The 17,911-nt window shown below is 68.3% G+C and carries 18 protein-coding genes; 10 read left to right on the plus strand and 8 right to left on the minus strand.

The annotated features are described in order from the left end of the window. The first annotated feature begins 57 nt into the window (after positions 1–57). Positions 58–996, plus strand: a complete 939-nt coding sequence (locus ACZYRS_RS02990; protein ID WP_463418069.1) for a LysR substrate-binding domain-containing protein — start codon at positions 58–60, stop codon at positions 994–996. A gap of 36 nt (positions 997–1,032) precedes the next feature. On the opposite strand, the gene ACZYRS_RS02995 is transcribed toward ACZYRS_RS02990, so the two are convergent. After that, on the minus strand, positions 1,033–1,614 hold the full coding sequence (locus ACZYRS_RS02995; protein ID WP_198788758.1) for a superoxide dismutase: 582 nt from the start codon (positions 1,612–1,614) through the stop codon (positions 1,033–1,035). 32 nt (positions 1,615–1,646) lie between these two features. After that, the gene (locus tag ACZYRS_RS03000; RefSeq protein WP_198788757.1) at positions 1,647–2,318 is read right to left on the minus strand and encodes a helix-turn-helix transcriptional regulator; all 672 of its coding nucleotides are present in this window, start codon (positions 2,316–2,318) and stop codon (positions 1,647–1,649) included. A gap of 223 nt (positions 2,319–2,541) precedes the next feature. On the opposite strand from ACZYRS_RS03000, the gene ACZYRS_RS03005 reads away from it, so the two are divergent. From ACZYRS_RS03005 to kdpE, 9 genes are all read left to right on the plus strand, one after another. After that, positions 2,542–2,709: a hypothetical protein gene (locus ACZYRS_RS03005; RefSeq protein ID WP_463418070.1), complete on the plus strand. Its 168-nt coding sequence runs from the start codon at positions 2,542–2,544 to the stop codon at positions 2,707–2,709. Beyond that, entirely contained in the window at positions 2,706–2,804 is a 99-nt protein-coding gene (kdpF, locus tag ACZYRS_RS03010) for a K(+)-transporting ATPase subunit F (RefSeq protein WP_093243136.1), read from the plus strand. The genes ACZYRS_RS03005 and kdpF overlap by 4 nt, the downstream gene beginning before the upstream one ends. A gap of 1 nt (position 2,805) precedes the next feature. Continuing rightward, positions 2,806–4,614, plus strand: a complete 1,809-nt coding sequence (gene kdpA / locus ACZYRS_RS03015; protein ID WP_463418071.1) for a potassium-transporting ATPase subunit KdpA — start codon at positions 2,806–2,808, stop codon at positions 4,612–4,614. 10 nt (positions 4,615–4,624) lie between these two features. Beyond that, positions 4,625–6,724, plus strand: a complete 2,100-nt coding sequence (gene kdpB, locus ACZYRS_RS03020) for a potassium-transporting ATPase subunit KdpB (RefSeq protein WP_463418072.1) — start codon at positions 4,625–4,627, stop codon at positions 6,722–6,724. Between the two features lie 124 nt (positions 6,725–6,848). Next, positions 6,849–7,427: a potassium-transporting ATPase subunit KdpC gene (kdpC, locus tag ACZYRS_RS03025; RefSeq protein WP_463418073.1), complete on the plus strand. Its 579-nt coding sequence runs from the start codon at positions 6,849–6,851 to the stop codon at positions 7,425–7,427. A 156-nt stretch (positions 7,428–7,583) separates the two neighbouring features. Next, positions 7,584–7,886, plus strand: a complete 303-nt coding sequence (locus ACZYRS_RS03030) for a hypothetical protein (RefSeq protein ID WP_233102062.1) — start codon at positions 7,584–7,586, stop codon at positions 7,884–7,886. Next, positions 7,876–8,010 carry a hypothetical protein gene (locus tag ACZYRS_RS03035; protein WP_256219249.1) on the plus strand — a complete coding sequence of 45 codons (135 nt, stop codon included), beginning with the start codon at positions 7,876–7,878 and terminating at the stop codon, positions 8,008–8,010. The genes ACZYRS_RS03030 and ACZYRS_RS03035 overlap by 11 nt, the downstream gene beginning before the upstream one ends. Positions 8,011–8,027: 17 nt before the next feature. After that, on the plus strand, positions 8,028–10,772 hold the full coding sequence (locus ACZYRS_RS03040) for a DUF4118 domain-containing protein (protein ID WP_463418074.1): 2,745 nt from the start codon (positions 8,028–8,030) through the stop codon (positions 10,770–10,772). A gap of 4 nt (positions 10,773–10,776) precedes the next feature. Beyond that, a complete protein-coding gene (gene kdpE, locus ACZYRS_RS03045) occupies positions 10,777–11,475 on the plus strand; it encodes a two-component system response regulator KdpE (protein WP_198788750.1) in 699 nt (232 codons plus the stop codon). Positions 11,476–11,503: 28 nt separating this feature from the next. Here kdpE and ACZYRS_RS03050 read toward each other — a convergent pair whose 3' ends face one another. From ACZYRS_RS03050 to ACZYRS_RS03075, 6 genes are all read right to left on the minus strand, one after another. Then, a complete protein-coding gene (locus ACZYRS_RS03050) occupies positions 11,504–12,634 on the minus strand; it encodes a zinc-binding dehydrogenase (protein WP_463418075.1) in 1,131 nt (376 codons plus the stop codon). A gap of 89 nt (positions 12,635–12,723) precedes the next feature. Next, a complete protein-coding gene (locus ACZYRS_RS03055; protein WP_198788748.1) occupies positions 12,724–13,275 on the minus strand; it encodes a dual specificity protein phosphatase family protein in 552 nt (183 codons plus the stop codon). Beyond that, positions 13,272–13,766: a hypothetical protein gene (locus ACZYRS_RS03060; RefSeq protein ID WP_463418076.1), complete on the minus strand. Its 495-nt coding sequence runs from the start codon at positions 13,764–13,766 to the stop codon at positions 13,272–13,274. Before ACZYRS_RS03060 ends, ACZYRS_RS03055 begins: the two co-directional genes overlap by 4 nt. Beyond that, a complete protein-coding gene (locus tag ACZYRS_RS03065) occupies positions 13,763–14,917 on the minus strand; it encodes an MGDG synthase family glycosyltransferase (protein WP_463418077.1) in 1,155 nt (384 codons plus the stop codon). Before ACZYRS_RS03065 ends, ACZYRS_RS03060 begins: the two co-directional genes overlap by 4 nt. 331 nt (positions 14,918–15,248) lie before the next feature. Next, positions 15,249–16,694 carry a nicotinate phosphoribosyltransferase gene (locus ACZYRS_RS03070; protein WP_198788745.1) on the minus strand — a complete coding sequence of 482 codons (1,446 nt, stop codon included), beginning with the start codon at positions 16,692–16,694 and terminating at the stop codon, positions 15,249–15,251. A 66-nt stretch (positions 16,695–16,760) separates the two neighbouring features. Beyond that, on the minus strand, positions 16,761–17,831 hold the full coding sequence (locus ACZYRS_RS03075) for a bifunctional nicotinamide-nucleotide adenylyltransferase/Nudix hydroxylase (RefSeq protein WP_463418078.1): 1,071 nt from the start codon (positions 17,829–17,831) through the stop codon (positions 16,761–16,763). Positions 17,832–17,911: the final 80 nt, after the last annotated feature.

The raw sequence follows: 17,911 nt of genomic DNA on the forward strand, positions 1-17,911 counted from the left end.
GCAATATCAACCAGGCATGAAATATTCGGACTCTGATATTCCATGCGGGCATTGCACATGACAGCCATCAACGACACCGGACACCTCCTGGGACGACTGCGCATGCGTCATCTGCAGCTGCTCGCATTGCTGGGCCCGGAGCCCAACGTGGCACGCTGCGCCAAGCGCATGCACCTGACCCAGCCCGCAGCCAGCAAGCTGCTGCGCGAGATCGAAGACATCGTGGGAACGGTGCTCTTCGCACGCAACCGGCGGGGGCTGTCACCCACGCCGGCAGGCTGCGTCATGACCCGCCATGCCGCCTTGATCGTCGAAGGGGTGGACACCGCACACGCTGAAGTGGCCTTCACTTTGCGAGGCGCGACGGGGCATGTGCGCCTGGGCGTTTTTCCTGTCGCGGTTTCCGAATTGCTGGCCCGTACGCGCGAGCATTTGCTGATTGCCCGGCCACACCTGGTGGTATCGGTGCGCGAAGGTGTCGAGACTTCGTTGCTGAACGCATTGGCCAGAGGCAAGCTCGATTGCGTGTTGGGTCGCGTGGTGGCGGAGGCGATGACGCCGGACCTCTCCCACGAGGTCCTGTTCCACGAACCCGTAAGCATCGTCTGTGGCGCCGGTCACCCGGCGATGCGCGCGCGCAAGAGCGAGCGGCTTGCCTGGCTGGCGCGATGCGAATGGGCGCTGCCGGCGCTGGGTGGCGCCTCCTACAACATGGTGGCATTGCGCCTGGCGCAGGAGGGCGTCCCCGCGCCGCGGGTGACGGTGGAGACGACCTCGGTGCCCGTCGTGGAGGCGCTGCTGAACCGCAGCCAGATGCTGTCGGTGTTGCCGCAGACGCTGGCGCGCAGCCTCGCACTGGCCGGACGCGTCGGCATCATTCCCGTGCCGCTTTCCGCGTTGCTTTATCCGGTGGGCATCATGTATCGCCAACAGGCGATGCACGGCCCGATGGTCAAGGCCGTGATCGCGGCCGCGCGCCTGGCCGCTGCGAATTGAGGAACGGCAAGCCGCCGGCCCGTTCCGCTTCGGCGATCAGCCGAAGTTCTTCGCGGCGAAGTCCCAGTTCGCGAGCTTGGCCAGGAAGGTCTCGACGAACTTCGGGCGCAGGTTGCGGTAGTCGATGTAGTAGGCGTGTTCCCAGACGTCGACGGTCAGTAGCGCCGTGTCCGCGGTCGTCAGCGGCGTGCCGGCGGCGCCGGTGTTCACGATGTCCACAGAACCATCGGCCTTCTTCACGAGCCACGTCCAGCCCGAGCCGAAGTTGCCCACGGCCGACTTCACGAAGGCTTCCTTGAAGGCGTCGTAGCTGCCCCACTTGGCATCGATGGCCTTGGCCAGTGCGCCGGTGGGAGCACCGCCGCCCTGCGGCTTCATGCAGTTCCAGAAGAAGGTGTGGTTCCAGATCTGAGCGGCGTTGTTGTAGATGCCGCCACTGGCCTTCTTGATGATCTCTTCGAGGGTCATCGATTCGAACTCGGTGCCCTTTTGCAGGTTGTTGAGGTTCACCACGTAGGCGTTGTGATGCTTGCCGTAGTGGTACTCGAGGGTCTCCTGCGAGTACTCGGGTGCCAGCGCGTCCAGGGCGTAGGGCAGGGGTGGGAGCTTGTGTTCCATGGTGGTTCCTTTTCGGTTGTGGGTAAGAGTTTTCAGGCGCGCGGCTTGGGGCTGACCTGGTAGGCGCAGCGCCGCGCGCCCGCGAGCACATGCTCGACGCGGCTGACGGTCACTTCGGGCCCCAGCACTTCGTCGAAGAGTTGCAGTTCACTGCGGCAAAAGCCTGTGCAGGCCTGCGCCGCGGTGCAGATGGGGCAGTGGTTCTCGATGAAGAGAAAGCCGTCGCCCTCGGGCCGGAACTCGGCCATGTAGCCTTCGCGGCTGCGGATTTCCGCCAGTCGCTCCAGCCGCGTCTTGAGGCTGCGCGCGCCGCGCATGGCCTCGGTGTAGGTGGCGCGCATCGCGTTCTCGCGCGCGCCGATCAGCTGGTCCATGCCCTTCTCGCCGAACACGCTGATGACGGCGCTGATCATCTGCACCGTCATCTCCGCGTGCGTGTCGGGAAAGCGCTTGTGGCCCTCGCCCGTGAGCCGCCAGATCTGCGTCGGCCGGCCGCGGCCGCTCGGGCGGCTCTCGGCATCGACCAGGCCTTCGGCCTCCAGCTTGGCCATCTGCTGGCGCACCGCTTCCACCGTGACGTTCAGCACCTTGGCGATGTCGGGAATGCCGAGCGCGCCGCGGGTCTTGAGCGTGGAGAGGATGCGGTCTGCCGGCTGGTGCGGCATCCAGGTGGGCACGGTCGGTTTCGTGGGGCGGATGTCCATGGGCGATTGCCGTTTATCTGCCGTTTATCAAGCAAACGCTTTGATTATTAGATGCGCGTGTCCGTGCTGTCGAGCGCGGCGCGGCAATGACCCCCGGTTCACCGAGGCCATCCGCGGCCCGCGTTTTTACGCTTTCTTTATGCGCCCCCGCCGACTCTGTTCCCCGTTTTTACGGACGTCTGCCGAGACTGAAGGCCTTGTGTTTCGCTCCAGGAGCAATTGAATGGACATCGTCTGGATGGGCGCCTTGCTGGCGCTATGGGTCGTGGTAGCGGCCATGGTCGTCGGGCTGAACAGGCTCGAGGGACCGAATCCGCCGAACGCCGGTCATGCCGGCAGCACCGGCAACAGCGCCAACAACGCCAACAACCGCAACGGAGACGCATCGTGATCAGCCTGGAAGTCCTCTACGGATTCGGCGCGCTCATCGCCGTGATCCTGTTCGCCTATCTCGTCTTCGCGCTGATCTGCGCCGAGGAATTCTGAAATGACCGCGTCCGCCTGGGGCCTCCTGGCCCTCTTCCTCGCCGCACTCGCCGTGCTGGCCTGGCCCGTCGGCAAGTTCCTCGCCGCGCTGTGCAACGAGCGCGTGCCGCGCTGGATGCAGCGCGTCGAGGCGCCGCTCTACAAGCTCGCGGGCACCGCCCCCGAGCGCTCGATGAACTGGCGCACCTATGCGCTGGCGCTGCTGGCCTTCAACCTCGTGGGCGCTGTCGCCGTCTACGCGCTGCAGCGCCTTCAGGGCGTGCTGCCGCTGAACCCCGCGGGCATGGGCGCGGTGTCGTCCGACTCGGCCTTCAACACCGCGGTGAGCTTCGTCAGCAACACCAACTGGCAGGGCTACGCCGGTGAATCGACCATGAGCTATCTCACGCAGATGCTCGGGCTCACGGTGCAGAACTTCTTCTCCGCCGCCACCGGCATCGCGGTGGCCTTCGCGCTGGTGCGCGGCTTCGCGCGTCGCGGGAACGGGGGCGACGGCAAGGGCCTGGTGGGCAACTTCTGGGCCGACATCACCCGCGTCACGCTGTGGGTGCTGGTGCCGCTGTCGTTCGTGCTCGCGGTCTTCTTCGTGGGGCAGGGCGTGATCCAGAACTTCGATGCCTACAAGGCCGTGGACACCGTCGAGACCACCGCCTTCCAGCAGCCCAAGACGGGCGCGGACGGCCAGGCGCTCAAGGACGAGAAGGGCGCCCCGGTGATGGAAGACGCCACCACCAAAACGCAGACCCTCGCCATGGGCCCGGTGGCCTCGCAAGAGGCCATCAAGATGCTCGGCACCAACGGCGGCGGCTTCTTCAACGCCAACTCGGCGCACCCGTACGAGAACCCGACCGCGCTCAGCAATTTGCTGCAGATGATCGCGATCTTCCTGATCCCCGCGGCGCTGTGCTTCACCTTCGGCCGCGTGGTGGGCGACATGCGCCAGGGCTGGGCCGTGCTCGCGGCGATGACGATCATGTTCGTCGTCGCGGTGATGGTGATCACGCCCGCCGAGCAGGGGGGCAACCCGCTGTTCGCATCGCTCGGCGTCGACCAGGTGTCCAGCGCATTGCAGAGCGGCGGCAACATGGAAGGCAAGGAAGTGCGCTTCGGCATCGACGCCTCGGCGCTGTTCGCCGCCATCACCACGGCTGCCTCGTGCGGCGCGGTGAACGTCATGCACGACTCGCTCACCCCGCTCGGCGGCATGGTGCCCATGGTGCTCATGCAGCTGGGCGAGGTGGTGTTCGGCGGCGTCGGCAGCGGCCTTTACGGCATGCTGATCTTCGCGATGCTCGCGGTGTTCATCGCGGGCCTCATGATCGGCCGCACGCCCGAGTACCTGGGCAAGAAGATCGAAGTGCGCGAGATGAAGCTCATCTCCATCGCCATCCTGGTCACGCCCATCCTGGTGCTGGCCGGCACCGCGGTGGCGGTGATCGCGGGCGCCGGCAAGGCCGGCATCGCGAACCCCGGCGCGCATGGCTTCTCGGAAATCCTCTACGCGTTGACATCGGCTGCCAACAACAACGGCAGCGCTTTCGCGGGCCTCTCGGCCAACACGCCCTTCTACAACGGCCTGCTCGCGCTGGCCATGTGGCTCGGCCGCTTCGCGATGATCGTGCCGGTGCTGGCCATCGCCGGTTCGCTGGCGGCCAAGAAGCGCCTGCCCGTCACCAGCGGCACGCTGCCCACGCACGGCCCGCTGTTCGTCTCTTTGCTGATCGGCACCGTGCTGCTGGTCGGCTTGCTCAACTACGTGCCGGCATTGGCCCTCGGGCCGATCGTCGAACACCTGGTGCTCTGGAAATAAGGAGCCCACCATGACTGCCAACACCAAAACCTCTCTCTCGCTGTTCGATGCAGCGCTGGTCAAGCCCGCCCTCTGGGGCGCCTTCGCCAAGCTGAACCCGCGCACCCAGTGGCGCAACCCGGTGATGTTCATCGTCTACATCGGGAGCATCCTCACCAGCCTGCTCTGGGTGCATGCGCTGAGCTTCCCGGGCGACACCGGCATGAAGCCCGCCTTCGTGTTCGCCGTGACCATCTGGCTGTGGTTCACCGTGCTGTTCGCGAACTTCGCGGAAGCTTTGGCTGAAGGCCGCAGCAAGGCGCAAGCCGCGTCGCTGCGCGGCCTTCGCAAGGACACCTGGGCCAAGAAGCTGCAGGAGCCCCACCACGGCGGTCAGTGGCTGCCCGAGCAAGCGCCCAACCTGCGCAAGGGCGACGTCGTGCTGGTCGAGACCGGCGACGTGGTCCCGCTGGACGGCGAAGTGATCGAAGGCGTGGCCTCGGTCGACGAGAGCGCCATCACCGGCGAATCGGCGCCCGTGGTGCGCGAATCGGGCGGCGACTTCTCGGCCGTGACCGGCGGCACCCGCGTGCTGTCCGACTGGCTGGTGGTGCGCATCTCGGTGAACCCGGGCGAGTCGTTCCTGGACCGCATGATCGGCATGGTCGAGGCGGCCAAGCGCCAGAAGACGCCCAACGAGATCGCGCTCACCATCCTTTTGGTCGCGCTCACGCTCGTGTTCCTGATGGTCACCGTCACGCTGCTGCCGTTCTCGGTGTTCAGCGTGGAGGCCGCGGGCGCGGGCACCGTGGTGTCGCTCACCGCGCTGGTGGCGCTGCTGGTGTGCCTGATCCCGACCACCATCGGCGGCCTGCTCTCGGCCGTCGGCGTGGCCGGCATGAGCCGCATGATGCAGGCCAACGTGATCGCCACCTCGGGCCGCGCGGTGGAAGCGGCCGGCGACGTCGATGTGCTGCTGCTGGACAAGACCGGCACCATCACGCACGGCAACCGCCAGGCCAGCGCCTTCCTGCCCGCGCCGGGCGTGCCGAAGGGCCGGCTCGCGCGCGCCGCGATGCTCGCCTCGATGGCCGATGAAACGCCCGAGGGCCGCAGCATCGTCGAGCTCGCACGCCGCGACGGCCTGGAGGTCGCCGCCGTGGAGATCGCGCGCTACGTGCCCTTCACCGCGCAGACCCGCATGAGCGGCGTCGATCTGCCCGCCGCCCCCAACAGCCTGGACACCGACGTCGTGCTGCTGCGCAAGGGCGCGGTCGATGCGATCCGCCGGCATGTCGAATCGCTGGGCGGCAGCATGCCGGCCGAGATGCTGCGCGCCGCCGAGGAAACCGCGCGCCGCGGCAGCACGCCGCTGGCCGTGGCCGAGGGCGACCGCGTGCTCGGCGTGGTCGAACTCAAGGACATCGTCAAGACCGGCATCAAGGAGCGCTTTGCCGAGCTGCGCCGCATGGGCATCAAGACGGTGATGATCACCGGCGACAACAAGCTCACCGCAGCGGCCATCGCCGCCGAGGCCGGCGTGGACGACTTCCTGGCCGAAGCCACGCCCGAGGACAAGCTCGCGCTGATCCGCAAGTACCAGTCCGAAGGGCGCCTGGTCGCGATGACCGGCGACGGCACCAACGACGCCCCCGCGCTCGCGCAGGCCGACGTGGCCGTGGCCATGGGCAGCGGCACGCAGGCCGCGAAGGAGGCCGGCAACATGGTCGACCTGGACTCCAACCCGACCAAGCTGCTCGAGGTGGTGGAGACCGGCAAGGCGCTGCTCATGACGCGCGGCTCGCTCACCACCTTCTCGATCGCGAACGACGTGGCGAAGTACTTCGCGATCATTCCGGCGATCTTCGTCTCGACGTATCCGCAGCTGGGCGCGCTCAACGTGATGCGGCTGGCGAGCCCGTCGTCGGCGATTCTCTCGGCGGTGATCTTCAACGCGCTCGTCATCGTGTTCTTGATTCCGCTCGCGCTCAAGGGCGTGCGCTACCGGCCGGTGGGCGCTGCCGCGCTGTTGCGCCGCAACCTGGCCATCTACGGCCTGGGCGGCCTGGTCGTCCCTTTCATCGGCATCAAGTTGATCGACTGGCTGCTCGTCGCAGTGGGCTTGGTATGACCCCCAGGCTCCGCGCACTTCGTGTCGCTTCTCCTTCCCCCTTGGCAGGGGGCAACACCTGTGGCCCGGCAAAGCCGGTTCCACGGTGTTCCCCGAAACCCCGGCCCATTGAAAGGTCCAGATCATGAACAGCATCATCCGTCCCGCAATCGTGCTCTTCGCACTGCTGAGCGCGCTCACCGGGCTCATCTATCCGATGGCCGTCACCGGCGCCGCGAAAGCGGTGTTTCCGAAGGAGGCGGCGGGCAGCCTGATCGTGCTGGATGGCACGACCGTCGGCTCCAAGCTCATCGGCCAGAACTTCAGCGACCCCAAGCACTTCTGGGGCCGCCCGTCGGCCACCGCGCCGCAGCCCTACAACGCGAGCGCCTCGGGCGGCGCGAACCAGGGCCCGCTCAACCCGGCGCTCACCGACGCGATCAAGGCGCGCATCGAAGCGCTTCGCGCCGCGGACCCGGGCAACACCGCGCCGGTGCCGGTCGACCTCGTCACGGCTTCGGCCAGCGGCCTGGACCCGGACATCAGCCCCGCCGCCGCGCACTACCAGGCGGCCCGCGTCGCGCGCGTGCGCGGGGTGCCGGTGGAACAGATCAGCGCGCTGATCGAGAAGAACACCCAGGGCGCGCTCTGGGGCCTGCTCGGTGAATCGCGCGTCAACGTTCTCGCACTGAATCTCGCGCTCGATGCTTCGGCTGCGCGTTGAGGAGAAAAAACCATGGCCTATGCCGCTTACCGTGAACACCCCGGCACAGAACGATCTGCCCCCCGGCTTGCCACTTCGTGTGCTTCGCCACCCCCCAAGGGGGAGGCTCGGCCGCCTTGGGGCGGCCCGGCGGTGGCCGGCCGAACGCACGCGTCCATGACCGCCACCAGCCCGTTCTACGTGCTCGATGTCACCGTCTGCTGCGCCGACGCGCTGCGCGTGCGCCGCAGCATCGCGGGCTGCCCCGATGCGGGCGTGGTGCGCTGCGAGCCGCTGCTGCACGCGCTTTGCTCGCAGGAGAGCGACGCGCCCTGCGTGCGCCTCATGATCCGCCTGCCCATCGCCAGCTACGCGGAGGTGCTGCACCGCCTGATCGAGTGCGTGCCCTCGGGCGAGATCGGCCGGCTCGTGAGCTGGCGCGAGCACCTGGCACGCTGCGGGCTGCGCGATGGTCACTGACCTCTTTCACGCGCTGCTGGCGCTCGCAGCGCTCTTCGTGCCGCTGGGTTTCGCCTGGTGGGTGCTCTCGCGCACCGCGCGGCGGCACGAGGCCAGGCGCCGCAAGGGCGGCCCGATGCGATAACCTGCGCAGCCACCGCCATGCATGACGCCCGCCCCGACCCCGATGCCCTGATCGCGCAGCTGCGCAACGACGAGGCGCGTGCGCTGCGCGGCAAGCTGCGCATCTACTTCGGCGCCAGCGCCGGCGTCGGCAAGACCTGGGCGATGCTGAGCGCCGCCCAGCGCGAGCGCACGGCGGGGCGCGACGTGCTCATCGGCGTGGTCGAAACGCACGGCCGCAGCGAAACGGCCGCGCTGCTCGCAGGGCTCGACACCCTGCCGCTGCGCGAGCTGGCCTACCGCGGCCGCACGCTCGCCGAGTTCGACCTCGATGCGGCCCTCGCACGCAAGCCCGCCGTGCTGCTGGTCGATGAACTGGCCCACACCAACGCCCCCGGTTCCCGCCATGCCAAGCGCTGGCAGGACGTGCAGGAGCTGCTGGCCGCGGGCATCGAGGTGTGGTCGGCGCTCAACGTGCAGCACCTGGAGAGCCTGAACGGCACGGTCGGCGCGATCACCGGCGTGCGCGTGCACGAGACGGTGCCCGACACCGTGCTCGACGAAGCCGACGAGGTGGTGCTGGTCGATGTCACGCCCGACGAGCTCACCGCGCGGCTCGCGGCCGGCAAGGTGTACCTGCCGCAGCAGGCCGAGCGCGCCGCGCAGAATTTCTTTCGCAAGGGCAACCTGATCGCGCTGCGCGAGATTGCGCTGCGCCGCACCGCCGAGCACGTGGAAGACGATGTGCGCGGCTGGCGCGTCGAGCAATCGGGCGCGGCCGGCAATGGAAATGGCGGCGCGCTGCAGGCCTGGAACACCTCGGGCGCGATCCTCGCGTGCGTCGGCCCGCACGAAGGCGCGGCGCAGACGGTGCGCACCGCGGCGCGGCTCGCGGGCCAGCTCAATGTGCGCTGGCATGCGGCGTATGTCGAAACGCCGCGGCTGCAGCGCCTGGCCGCCGCGGAGCGCGACCGCATCCTCGCGGTGCTCAAGCTGGCCGAGGAACTGGGCGCGGCCACCGCGGTGCTCACGGGCTCCGACGTGGCCGAGCAACTGTCCGAACAGGCCCGCCGGCTCAACTGCGCGACGCTGGTGATGGGACGTTCGGAGCCGGCGAGCGGATGGCGCCGCTGGTGGCCCGCCGCGCCGGTGCCGTTGCCGCGGGCGCTCGCGCAACGCGCGCCCGCGCTCGACATCCTGGAAGTCGGCCGCGCCGACAGCGCGCGGCGCCTGGCGCGCACGCCGTTCAACACGCCGCGTGCCGACGACGACGATCACGAGAAGGCGCCGATCCACTGGCCCGGCTACGCCTGGGCGACGGCCACCAGCGTGGCGCTCACGCTGGTCTGCACGCCGCTCGCGGGCGTGCTCGAACTCTCGAACATCGTGATGCTGTTCCTGCTCGGCGTGGTCGGCGTCGCGATGCGATTCGGGCGCGGGCCGTCGGCGCTCGCAGCCTTGCTCAACGTCGCGGCCTTCGACTATTTCTTCGTGCCGCCGCGCCTGTCGTTCGCGGTGAGCGATGTGCAGTACGTGCTGACCTTCGCGATCATGCTGGGCGTCGGACTGCTGGTGGGGCAGCTCACCGCGGGGCTGCGTTTCGCGGCCGGCGTATCGACCAGCCGCGAGCGGCGCGCGCGCTCGCTGTTCGAGCTCACGCGCGAACTCTCGGCGGCGCTGGAGAGCACGCAGGTCGTCACGCTCGGCGCCGCCGCGGTGCAGGGCCACTTCGGCGGCCATGCGCTGGTGCTGGTGACCGATGCGGCCGACCAGCTCGTGCTGCCGAAGGAGCCACCCGAGGGCTTCGATGCGCAGGTGGCCGACTGGGCCTTCCGCCATGGCCAGCCCGCGGGCCTTGCGACCGCCACGCTCGCGGCGCAGCCGTGGCACTACGTGCCGCTGCAGGCGCCGATGCGCGTGCGCGGCGTGCTGGCGCTCGCGCCCGCGCAGCCGCGCTGGCTGCTGATCCCCGAGCAGGCGCAGCAACTCGACACGCTCGCGCGGCAGATCGCGATCGCGCTGGAGCGCGTGCACTACGTCGAGGTGGCGCAGCAGGCCGTGGTCGAAATGGAATCGGAGCGCCTTCGCAACGCGTTGCTCGGCGCGATCTCGCACGACGTGCGCACGCCGCTCACCGCGCTGATCGCATTGGCCGAATCGCTGCAGACGCTGCCGCCCGAAGCGCACGGCAACGCGGCGCGCGCCATCGTCGCGCAGGCGCACGAGCTGCATGCGTTGGTCAACAACCTGCTGGACATGGCGCGGCTGGAAAGCGGCATCGCGGGCGGCGCGGTGAACCTGCGGCGCGACTGGCAATCGGTCGAAGAGGTCGTGGGCTCGTCGATCCGCGCGGCGCGCACGTCGCTGGGCGATGCCGTCGTGCAGACCGCGCTCGATGCAGACTTGCCGCTGGTCGAGTTCGATGCGGTGCTGATCGAGCGCGTGCTCGTCAACCTGCTGGAGAACGCCACCAAGTACGGCGCGCCACCCATCGTGGTGGGCGCGCGCGCCGAGCCCGGCACGCTGGTGCTCACGGTGCGCGACCACGGCCCTGGGCTGCCCGCCGCGCTGCTGGGGCGCGAACAGAAGCTGTTCGACAAGTTCACGCGCGGAGAAGCCGAGTCGGCGACGCCGGGCGTCGGGCTGGGCCTGGCGATCTGCCGCGCGGTGGTGAGCGCGCACGGCGGCGAGATCACGGCCGCCAACGCGCGCGACGGCGGTGCAGAATTCACCGTCACCCTGCCACGCCGCGCGCCGCCCGAGCCGGCTGAAGCCCAACTCTGAAGCCATGCCATCCCCCACCGCCATCGTGATCGAGGACGAGCCGCAGATCCGCCGCTTCGTGCGCGGCGCGCTCGAGGCCGAGGGCTGGCTGGTGCACGAGGCCGGCACGCTGCGCGACGGCCTCGCCGCAGCCGGCACGCGCCAGCCCGACCTGCTGGTGCTCGACCTCGGCCTGCCCGATGGCGACGGCGTCTCGTTGATCCGCGACGTGCGCGGCTGGTCGGCCGTGCCGATCATCGTGTTGTCGGCGCGCACCGACGAAGCCGACAAGATCGCCGCGCTCGACGCCGGCGCCGACGACTACCTCACCAAGCCCTTCGGCACCGGCGAACTGCTGGCACGCGTGCGCGCCAACCTGCGCCGCCCGCGCGCGGCCGGCGGCGGCAACGACGAACCGGCCGAAGCCGTCTTCCGATTCGGAGAGATCGAACTGGACCGCGCCGCGCGCATCGTGCGCCGCGCCGGCGCCGAGGTGCACCTGACGCCGACCGAGTACCGGCTGCTCTCGGTGCTGGTCGCGAACGCAGGCCGCGTGCTCACGCAGCGCCAACTGCTGCGCGAGGTGTGGGGGCCGTCGCACACGGACCAGAACCACTACCTGCGGATCTACATGGGGCATTTGCGGCAGAAGCTGGAGGCCGATCCGGCGCAGCCCAGGCATCTGCTGACCGAGACGGCGGTGGGGTATCGGCTGGTGGTCTAGGCGGACGTCCCACCCCCCAAGCGGGAGATCAGGCCGCGACGCCCTTGTTCGGATTCAGCAGGAACTTCTCCCCCGTCGCCTGCTTGCCATACACCCCGATCGCATCGAGCTGCAGCGCTTCGAGCAGCGAGATCTCCCGCGTGTAGTGGCTTGCGAACGTCGTCTTCAATTCGGACACGACGCGCGCCTTCAGACGCTGCGTCCCTTCCGCCCCCAGCTTCTGCAGGAACGGAAACAGCAGCCATCCGCCCATGCCCCACGACATGCCGAAGTTGCGCACGAACTCGGTGGGGTTGCGGTCCAGGCCGCCGTAGATGTAGACCTGCTTGTGCGTGGTCGAGCCGTAGCGGCTGTATTCCTTGGCGGTGCGGTTCAGCGCCGCTTCCATGCAGCCGAGGATCTGGCCCGCGAGCTTGCCGCCGCCCGTCGCGTCGAATGCCAGGGTCGCGCCGGTGTCGACCAGCGCCTGCGTCAGGTCTTCGAGAAAGGTCGGGGAGGTCGCGTTGCACACGTACTTCGCACCGAGGCCGCGCAGGAGCGCTTCCTGCTCGGGCTTGCGCACGATGTTGACCAGCTCGATGCCGTCCTTCTGGCAGATCTTGTTGAGCATCTGCCCCAGGTTCGATGCCGCGGCCGTGTGCACCAGCGCCTTGTGGCCTTCGCGCCGCATCGTCTCGACCATGCCCAGCGAGGTAAGCGGGTTGACGAAGCACGAGGCGCCTTCGGCCGGGGTCGTGCCCGCAGGCAGTTCGAGGCATTGCGCAGCGGAGATGGCGCGGTATTGCGAATACATCGCGCCGCCGATGGCCGCCACGGTCTTGCCGAGCAGCGCTTGCGCGGCCGGCGACGAGCCCGCCTTGACCACCACGCCCGCGCCTTCGTTGCCCACCGGCATCGACTGGTCGAGACGCCCCGCCATCGAAGGCCGCGCGCGTTCGGGAACGATGGCGGTGACGACCGGGCGGTCTGCGGTGCCCGATGCCTTCGCGGTGCTCATGTCGGCCGCGCCGAACAGGAGGCCCAGGTCCGACGGGTTCATCGGCGACGCCTCGACGCGCACGATCACTTCATCGGCCTTGGGTTCGGGGATCGGTTCGTCGTGCAGCGAGAGTTCGAGTTCGCCATTCGAGCGGACGAGGGAGCGCAGTTGGAGTGCCATGGAAGAAGCCTCTTTGAAGGTCGTTCGGAGATGGCCATCGGCCACGGGGCGGCCAGTATAGGAGCGGGTCGCGAAAGCTGCAGGCGCCTTCAGGACACCACCGGAATCACCGGGGCGTGGGCCAGCGCATGGCGCATCCGGAGCGGATCGAGCCGCTCGATGTAGCGCGGAATGTTGCGCCACAACGTGTGATAGCCGTAGCCGCCGCGCAGCATCTCGTGGCGTGCGCTGTCCTTGTCCCAGTCCTGCACGGCCATGCGGTAGACGGCGGCCACCACGCCGGTGCGGTCGGCACCGTGCATGCAGTGGATCAGCACCGGCCCGTGCTTCTCGGCCTCGCGGATCGCGACCAGCGCGCGCAGCACCTTGGCATCGTCGATGGACCAGGTGTTGATCGGCACGCGCACGAGGCGGATGCCGCTGCCCGCGAATACCTTCTTGTCGTCGTTGAACGAGCGCAGGCTCACGATGGTGCGGATGCCCAGCGACTGCAGCGCCGCCACGTTCGCGCGCCGCGGCTGCGCGCTGCGGTACAGCGTGGGCGTGATGCGGTGCAGGTTCTCGACCTGCAGTTCGTCCAGCGGATCGGCCCAGTGGCCGGGGCGCAGGTCGTCGGCCTGGGGTGTTTTCGCTGCCGTCATCGCGCGCGCCGGCGCCAGTGGCGCACCGCGAGGATCAGCGCCGCCACTGCGAGACCGCCCCAGTAGTCCACGGGTGCGCCCCACAGCCAGTGCTTGTGCCAGAACGCATCGACCGGGTTGAAGCGCGCCCAGCCGAAGGCCGGGTTGATGATGAACCACAAAAAGTCTTCGCAGACCCAGAACACGATCAGCCCCGCGACCGCGAGCCCCACGTCGCGCCAGGTCCAGCGGCCATTGAAGGCCAGCGGCGCGAAGAACACCAGCGCCATGAAGGTGAACACCCAGGCGTGATACCCGGTCATCGCGCGGCCGCCCCAGAACAGGTCCAGCCAGATGCTGTTCTCGATGCGCCATGTCGGCAGCGACGTGGCCCAGCCCGCGCCGCCTTCGATCTGGATCTCGGCGTTGGCGAAGAAGAAGGCCATCACGACCACCCACGCGAGGTAGCCCAGCGTGCGACCCACGCCGGTCTTTTCAGTCGCGCCGCTCACGCTGTCGCACCCAGCACGTGTTGGAGCACGGCCCGCGCCGCCTGCGGCTTGCCGAGCGCGCGGCTGCGCGCGGCCATGTTCGCGAGCTTGGCCGGGTCGGCCATCAGGCGCGCCACCTTGTAGTCCAGGCCGATGGCGTCGTAGGCGAGCCAGGCGGCGCCTTCTTCCATGAGGAAACCGGCGTTGTGTTCTTCCTGCCCGGGAATCGGCGAGATCAACAGCATCGGCTTGCCGAGCGCGAGGCACTCGGACACGGTGAGCCCGCCGGGCTTGGTGACGACCAGATCGGCCGCGGCCATCATCTTGTGCATCTCGTTGGTGAAGCCCACGGCCACCACGCGGCCCGGGTGGCGCGCCGCCAGCGCCTGCAGCTTGCCGTGCGCCTCGACATTGCGGCCCGCGACGGCGATGACCTGGAAGTTGCCCTGTTCCCCGTCATGCCCGCCGAGGCCGAGCACGCGCTCGACCATGCTCGCAAGGTCGCCCACGCCCGCACCGCCCGAGGCCATCAGCAGCACGGGCCGCGACGGATCGAGGCCCAGTTCGGCAGCGCAAGTGTTGCGCGCGAGCGCCGGCGCGTCGGGCTCGGAAAACGCTGGCATCACCGGAATGCCGGTCACGTGGATGCGGTCCGCCGGAATGCCGCGTGCGCGGAGGCGAAAGGCCACTTCTTCGGTCGCGGCCAGATAGCCCGCCATGCCGGGAATCAGCCACATGTTGTGCAGGTCGTAGTCGGTGATCTGCAGCCACACCGGGTAATCGATGCGCCCGCGGTTGCGCTCGCGCATCAGCAACTCTGCCGGCAGGAAGTGCGTGCAGATCACCGCATCGGGCTTCTCGCGCCGGATCTCGCGCACCAGCGCGCCGGTGCTCAGCCGTTCGATGCCGCGGCGCAGGCGCTGCGAGGGCGCGTGGTGCGGCGTGGTGTCGGTGCGCTGGTGCAGGTACGACCACAGCTCGGGCGCGCGGTTCACCAGCTGGATGTACCAGTCGGTGTAGACCTTGCGAAAGCCGCCGGCCACATGGGCCATGGCGTCGGTGTGGACCGCCGTGCAGGGCGGGGCGAGGGACTGGGCGGTGGCGGCGAGCGCCTGTGCTGCACGCACGTGGCCGTTGCCGGCGCTCACGCTGAGGATCAGGAGTTTGGTCATGGATTCGGCTGTCTGCGCGGATTATGGACAAGGCCTGTGGCACTCCAGGAGACCTGTCGATTCGGGGCGGCACTCCCGCCGACGGTGGGCTCTGTTTCGCGAATGTCCTCCGGCCTGCGGCCTCCCCCTTGATTTCGCGAAACAGAGCCCACCATCGGCGGGAGCGCTTTCAGAGCGGTCGTTGATCGGTCGTTCACTCAGAGCGTGCCCATGTGCACAGGGCATCGGGTGCTCCCCGCAGCGAAATCAAGGAGGAGGGGCGAAGCCCCGGGGGACATTCGCGGAGGGGAGCACCCGGTGGCCTGTGCACCCGCCCTGAAAGATCATCGAATCAAAGCGGCGCCCGCGAAGTGACGAACTGATTCACCCCAATGGCCGCCCGTTCGCGAATGGCATCGAACGTGGTGTTCGAAACGATGCGCCCGTTCTCGAACACCGTCTGCAGCAGATCGGCTTGTCCATCCGCAAGCGCTTCTTCGCGCAACGTCTGCACCTCTCCGCGCGCATTCCGAACCAGCGCAAGACGCCCCTTCTTCGAAGCCTTGCTCACATCCCCCACCGGCGACTTGTAGACATCGCGCCACTCGCCGTTCACCTGCATCGCCGAGCACTTCATCGCCCACTGCATGGTGTCGCGGTTGACCTGTTGCAGCAACCCGCCGCCCATGCCGAAGGAGATGTTCTCCGTCGAGAAACCGTTGTGGAAGAAGTTCGACAGGCACAGCCGCAGCGAGTCGAGGTTCACCCCGTCGCCCTGGATGATCCGCACGTTGTTCAGCACACGGAAGCCCTTGGCATTGGTCGTGGTGCCGAAACGATCGGCCAGGATCTGCGCCACCTTGAGCGTGGTCTCGGCCGGGTCGCCCGAGTCGGGCCGCACCACCAGCGTCGCGCCCGAGGCCACCACCTTGGCCTTGAGCTCGCCGCCCCAGATCCGCGCGCAGGCATTGAAGATGTCGTAGCTGTCGCTCACCACCGCGAAGGTCGCGCCGGGCTTGCCGAACTGGTCGACCATGTTGCTGTACGCGTCGGATTCATGGTCGCGGCCCCAGCCCGTGATGGTGCTGTGCTCGGCCGCGGGAATCGAGAAACCCGCCACGTCGCAGTCGTAGTAACGGCGTGCGGCGACCAGCGCGGCCAGCGTGTCGGTGCCCATGAAGTTGACCAGGTGCGCCATGCCGCCGAGCGCCGCCGATTCGAGGCTCGAGACGCCGCGAGCGCCGAAGTCGTGCAGCCTGAAGGCGATCTGGCCTTGCGGGTCGTCGCAGGTCGCTTCGAGGTACCGAAGCAGCGTCGTGCGCGCGGCCGCGGAGAGCGTGGCCACGGTGGTCGGGTACCAGATCGCGCGCAGCAATTCGGTTTCGAGAAAGCTCGTGACCCAGAAGAATTCGGGGTCGGTGTTCTCGATGGTGGCCAGCACGTTGTGCACCGGCAGCACGCTACCCTCGGGCACCGCGCGGATGCGCACCGGCATCAGCCCGCCATGCTTCTCGATCAGCCGCAGCCACCCTTCGCGATTGAAGGGCTCGCCGTGCACGGCCATCATGGCCGCGGCTTCGTCGACATCGGCGAGCGTCACCGGCGTCTGCAGGTATTCGCGCAGGTACGCCTGCAGGCCGAAGAAGAGCGAGTGGCTGAAGAGCCCGCCGCGCGATTCGATGTAGCTGTGCACGGTCTGCGTGCCGGGCGGATATTGCATCCAGTGCGACACCTTGTAGGAGTCGGTGCGCAGCAGCAGGTTGTTGCCCAGGGGCGAGGAGGTGAGGTTGCGGTTCATTGTGAAAGCTCCTTTCACGTGGGCCCCGTCAACCGGCGCCCGTTCTTGCTGACAAAGCCTGGTCGTTCAGTTCTTGCCCAGGCCACCCAAAAAATGATTCGCGATGAAGTAATGATCCTCGTAGATGCGGTCGGGCATACCGAGGAACTCGGCGATCGGCACCCAGCGCACTTCGGCGGCATCGTCGTCGGCGCGCACGTCCGACAGACCCGTCCACTGGTTGTGCGCCAGCTCGAAGAAGAAGCCGTGCGTGATCGTGCGGCCGCGCTGCGAGCGGTCGGGCGCATCGAACACGTGGCTGGCCTTCATGCTGCCGTTGAGCACGGGCACGGGGACCTTCAGGCGCGTTTCCTCCTTCAGCTCGCGGATGGCCGCGTCCTGCAGCCGCTCGTGCTGGCCGACGAAGCCGCCGGGCAGCGCCCAGGTGCCCTTGCCGGGGTGGAACTTGCGCTGCACCAGGAGGATGTGGCCGGCCTCCACCACGATCGCATCGACCGTGGTGTAGATCGGCGGAAAGTCGCTGCCCGCATAGCGGTACTTGTCGCGGTAGTCCACGAGGAAGGCGCGCTCCTCGCAGAGCTCGGCGTAGTCGGCGGTGCCGGTGAACTTGTCCAGAAAGGCCGCGGTGCCGTCGGGCAGGTCGGCCGGTGCGAGCTGGCCGCGGTTCTCGGGGTCGAAGTAGAGGCTGCGCACGTCGGTGGCGTTCAGGCTCTCCACGCTGTGCTGGCCGACGAACTCCCAGTGCGGAAAGAGCTTGAGGTAGTAGCTGGAGGCGTCCTTCAGGTGCCCCACCAGCGCGACCTTGGCCTGCGCGGGCATGTGGCCGTCCTGCTGGATCAGCCGCTCGACGGCCGACTGGATCGACGCAATCCAGATCTGGTCGTTGTAGGGCGAATCGCCCACGCCGACGACGCTCACGCGCATCTGCTCGGTGCCGCGCAGGCAGGCGCGCACCATGCGTTCGCGTTCGTCGAAGGTGAAGGGGTTCTTGACGCTCCGAGGCTTGCGGTCGGAGCCGACCACCACGATGACCCGATCGGCGGCGCGAAGGCCCTCTTCGATGAGTCGCTGGTGACCGAAATGGACGGGCTGGAAACGCCCGATGACGATGGCGTACTGGTACTTGCGTGTGCTCACTTGGGAATCCCCCAAAATTGGCGCAATCAACTTGCGCTTGGGTTCAGGATAGCATCGGTGCCGCACACTGATCAACCCCC

This window comes from Variovorax sp. AC194, from assembly GCF_979257995.1.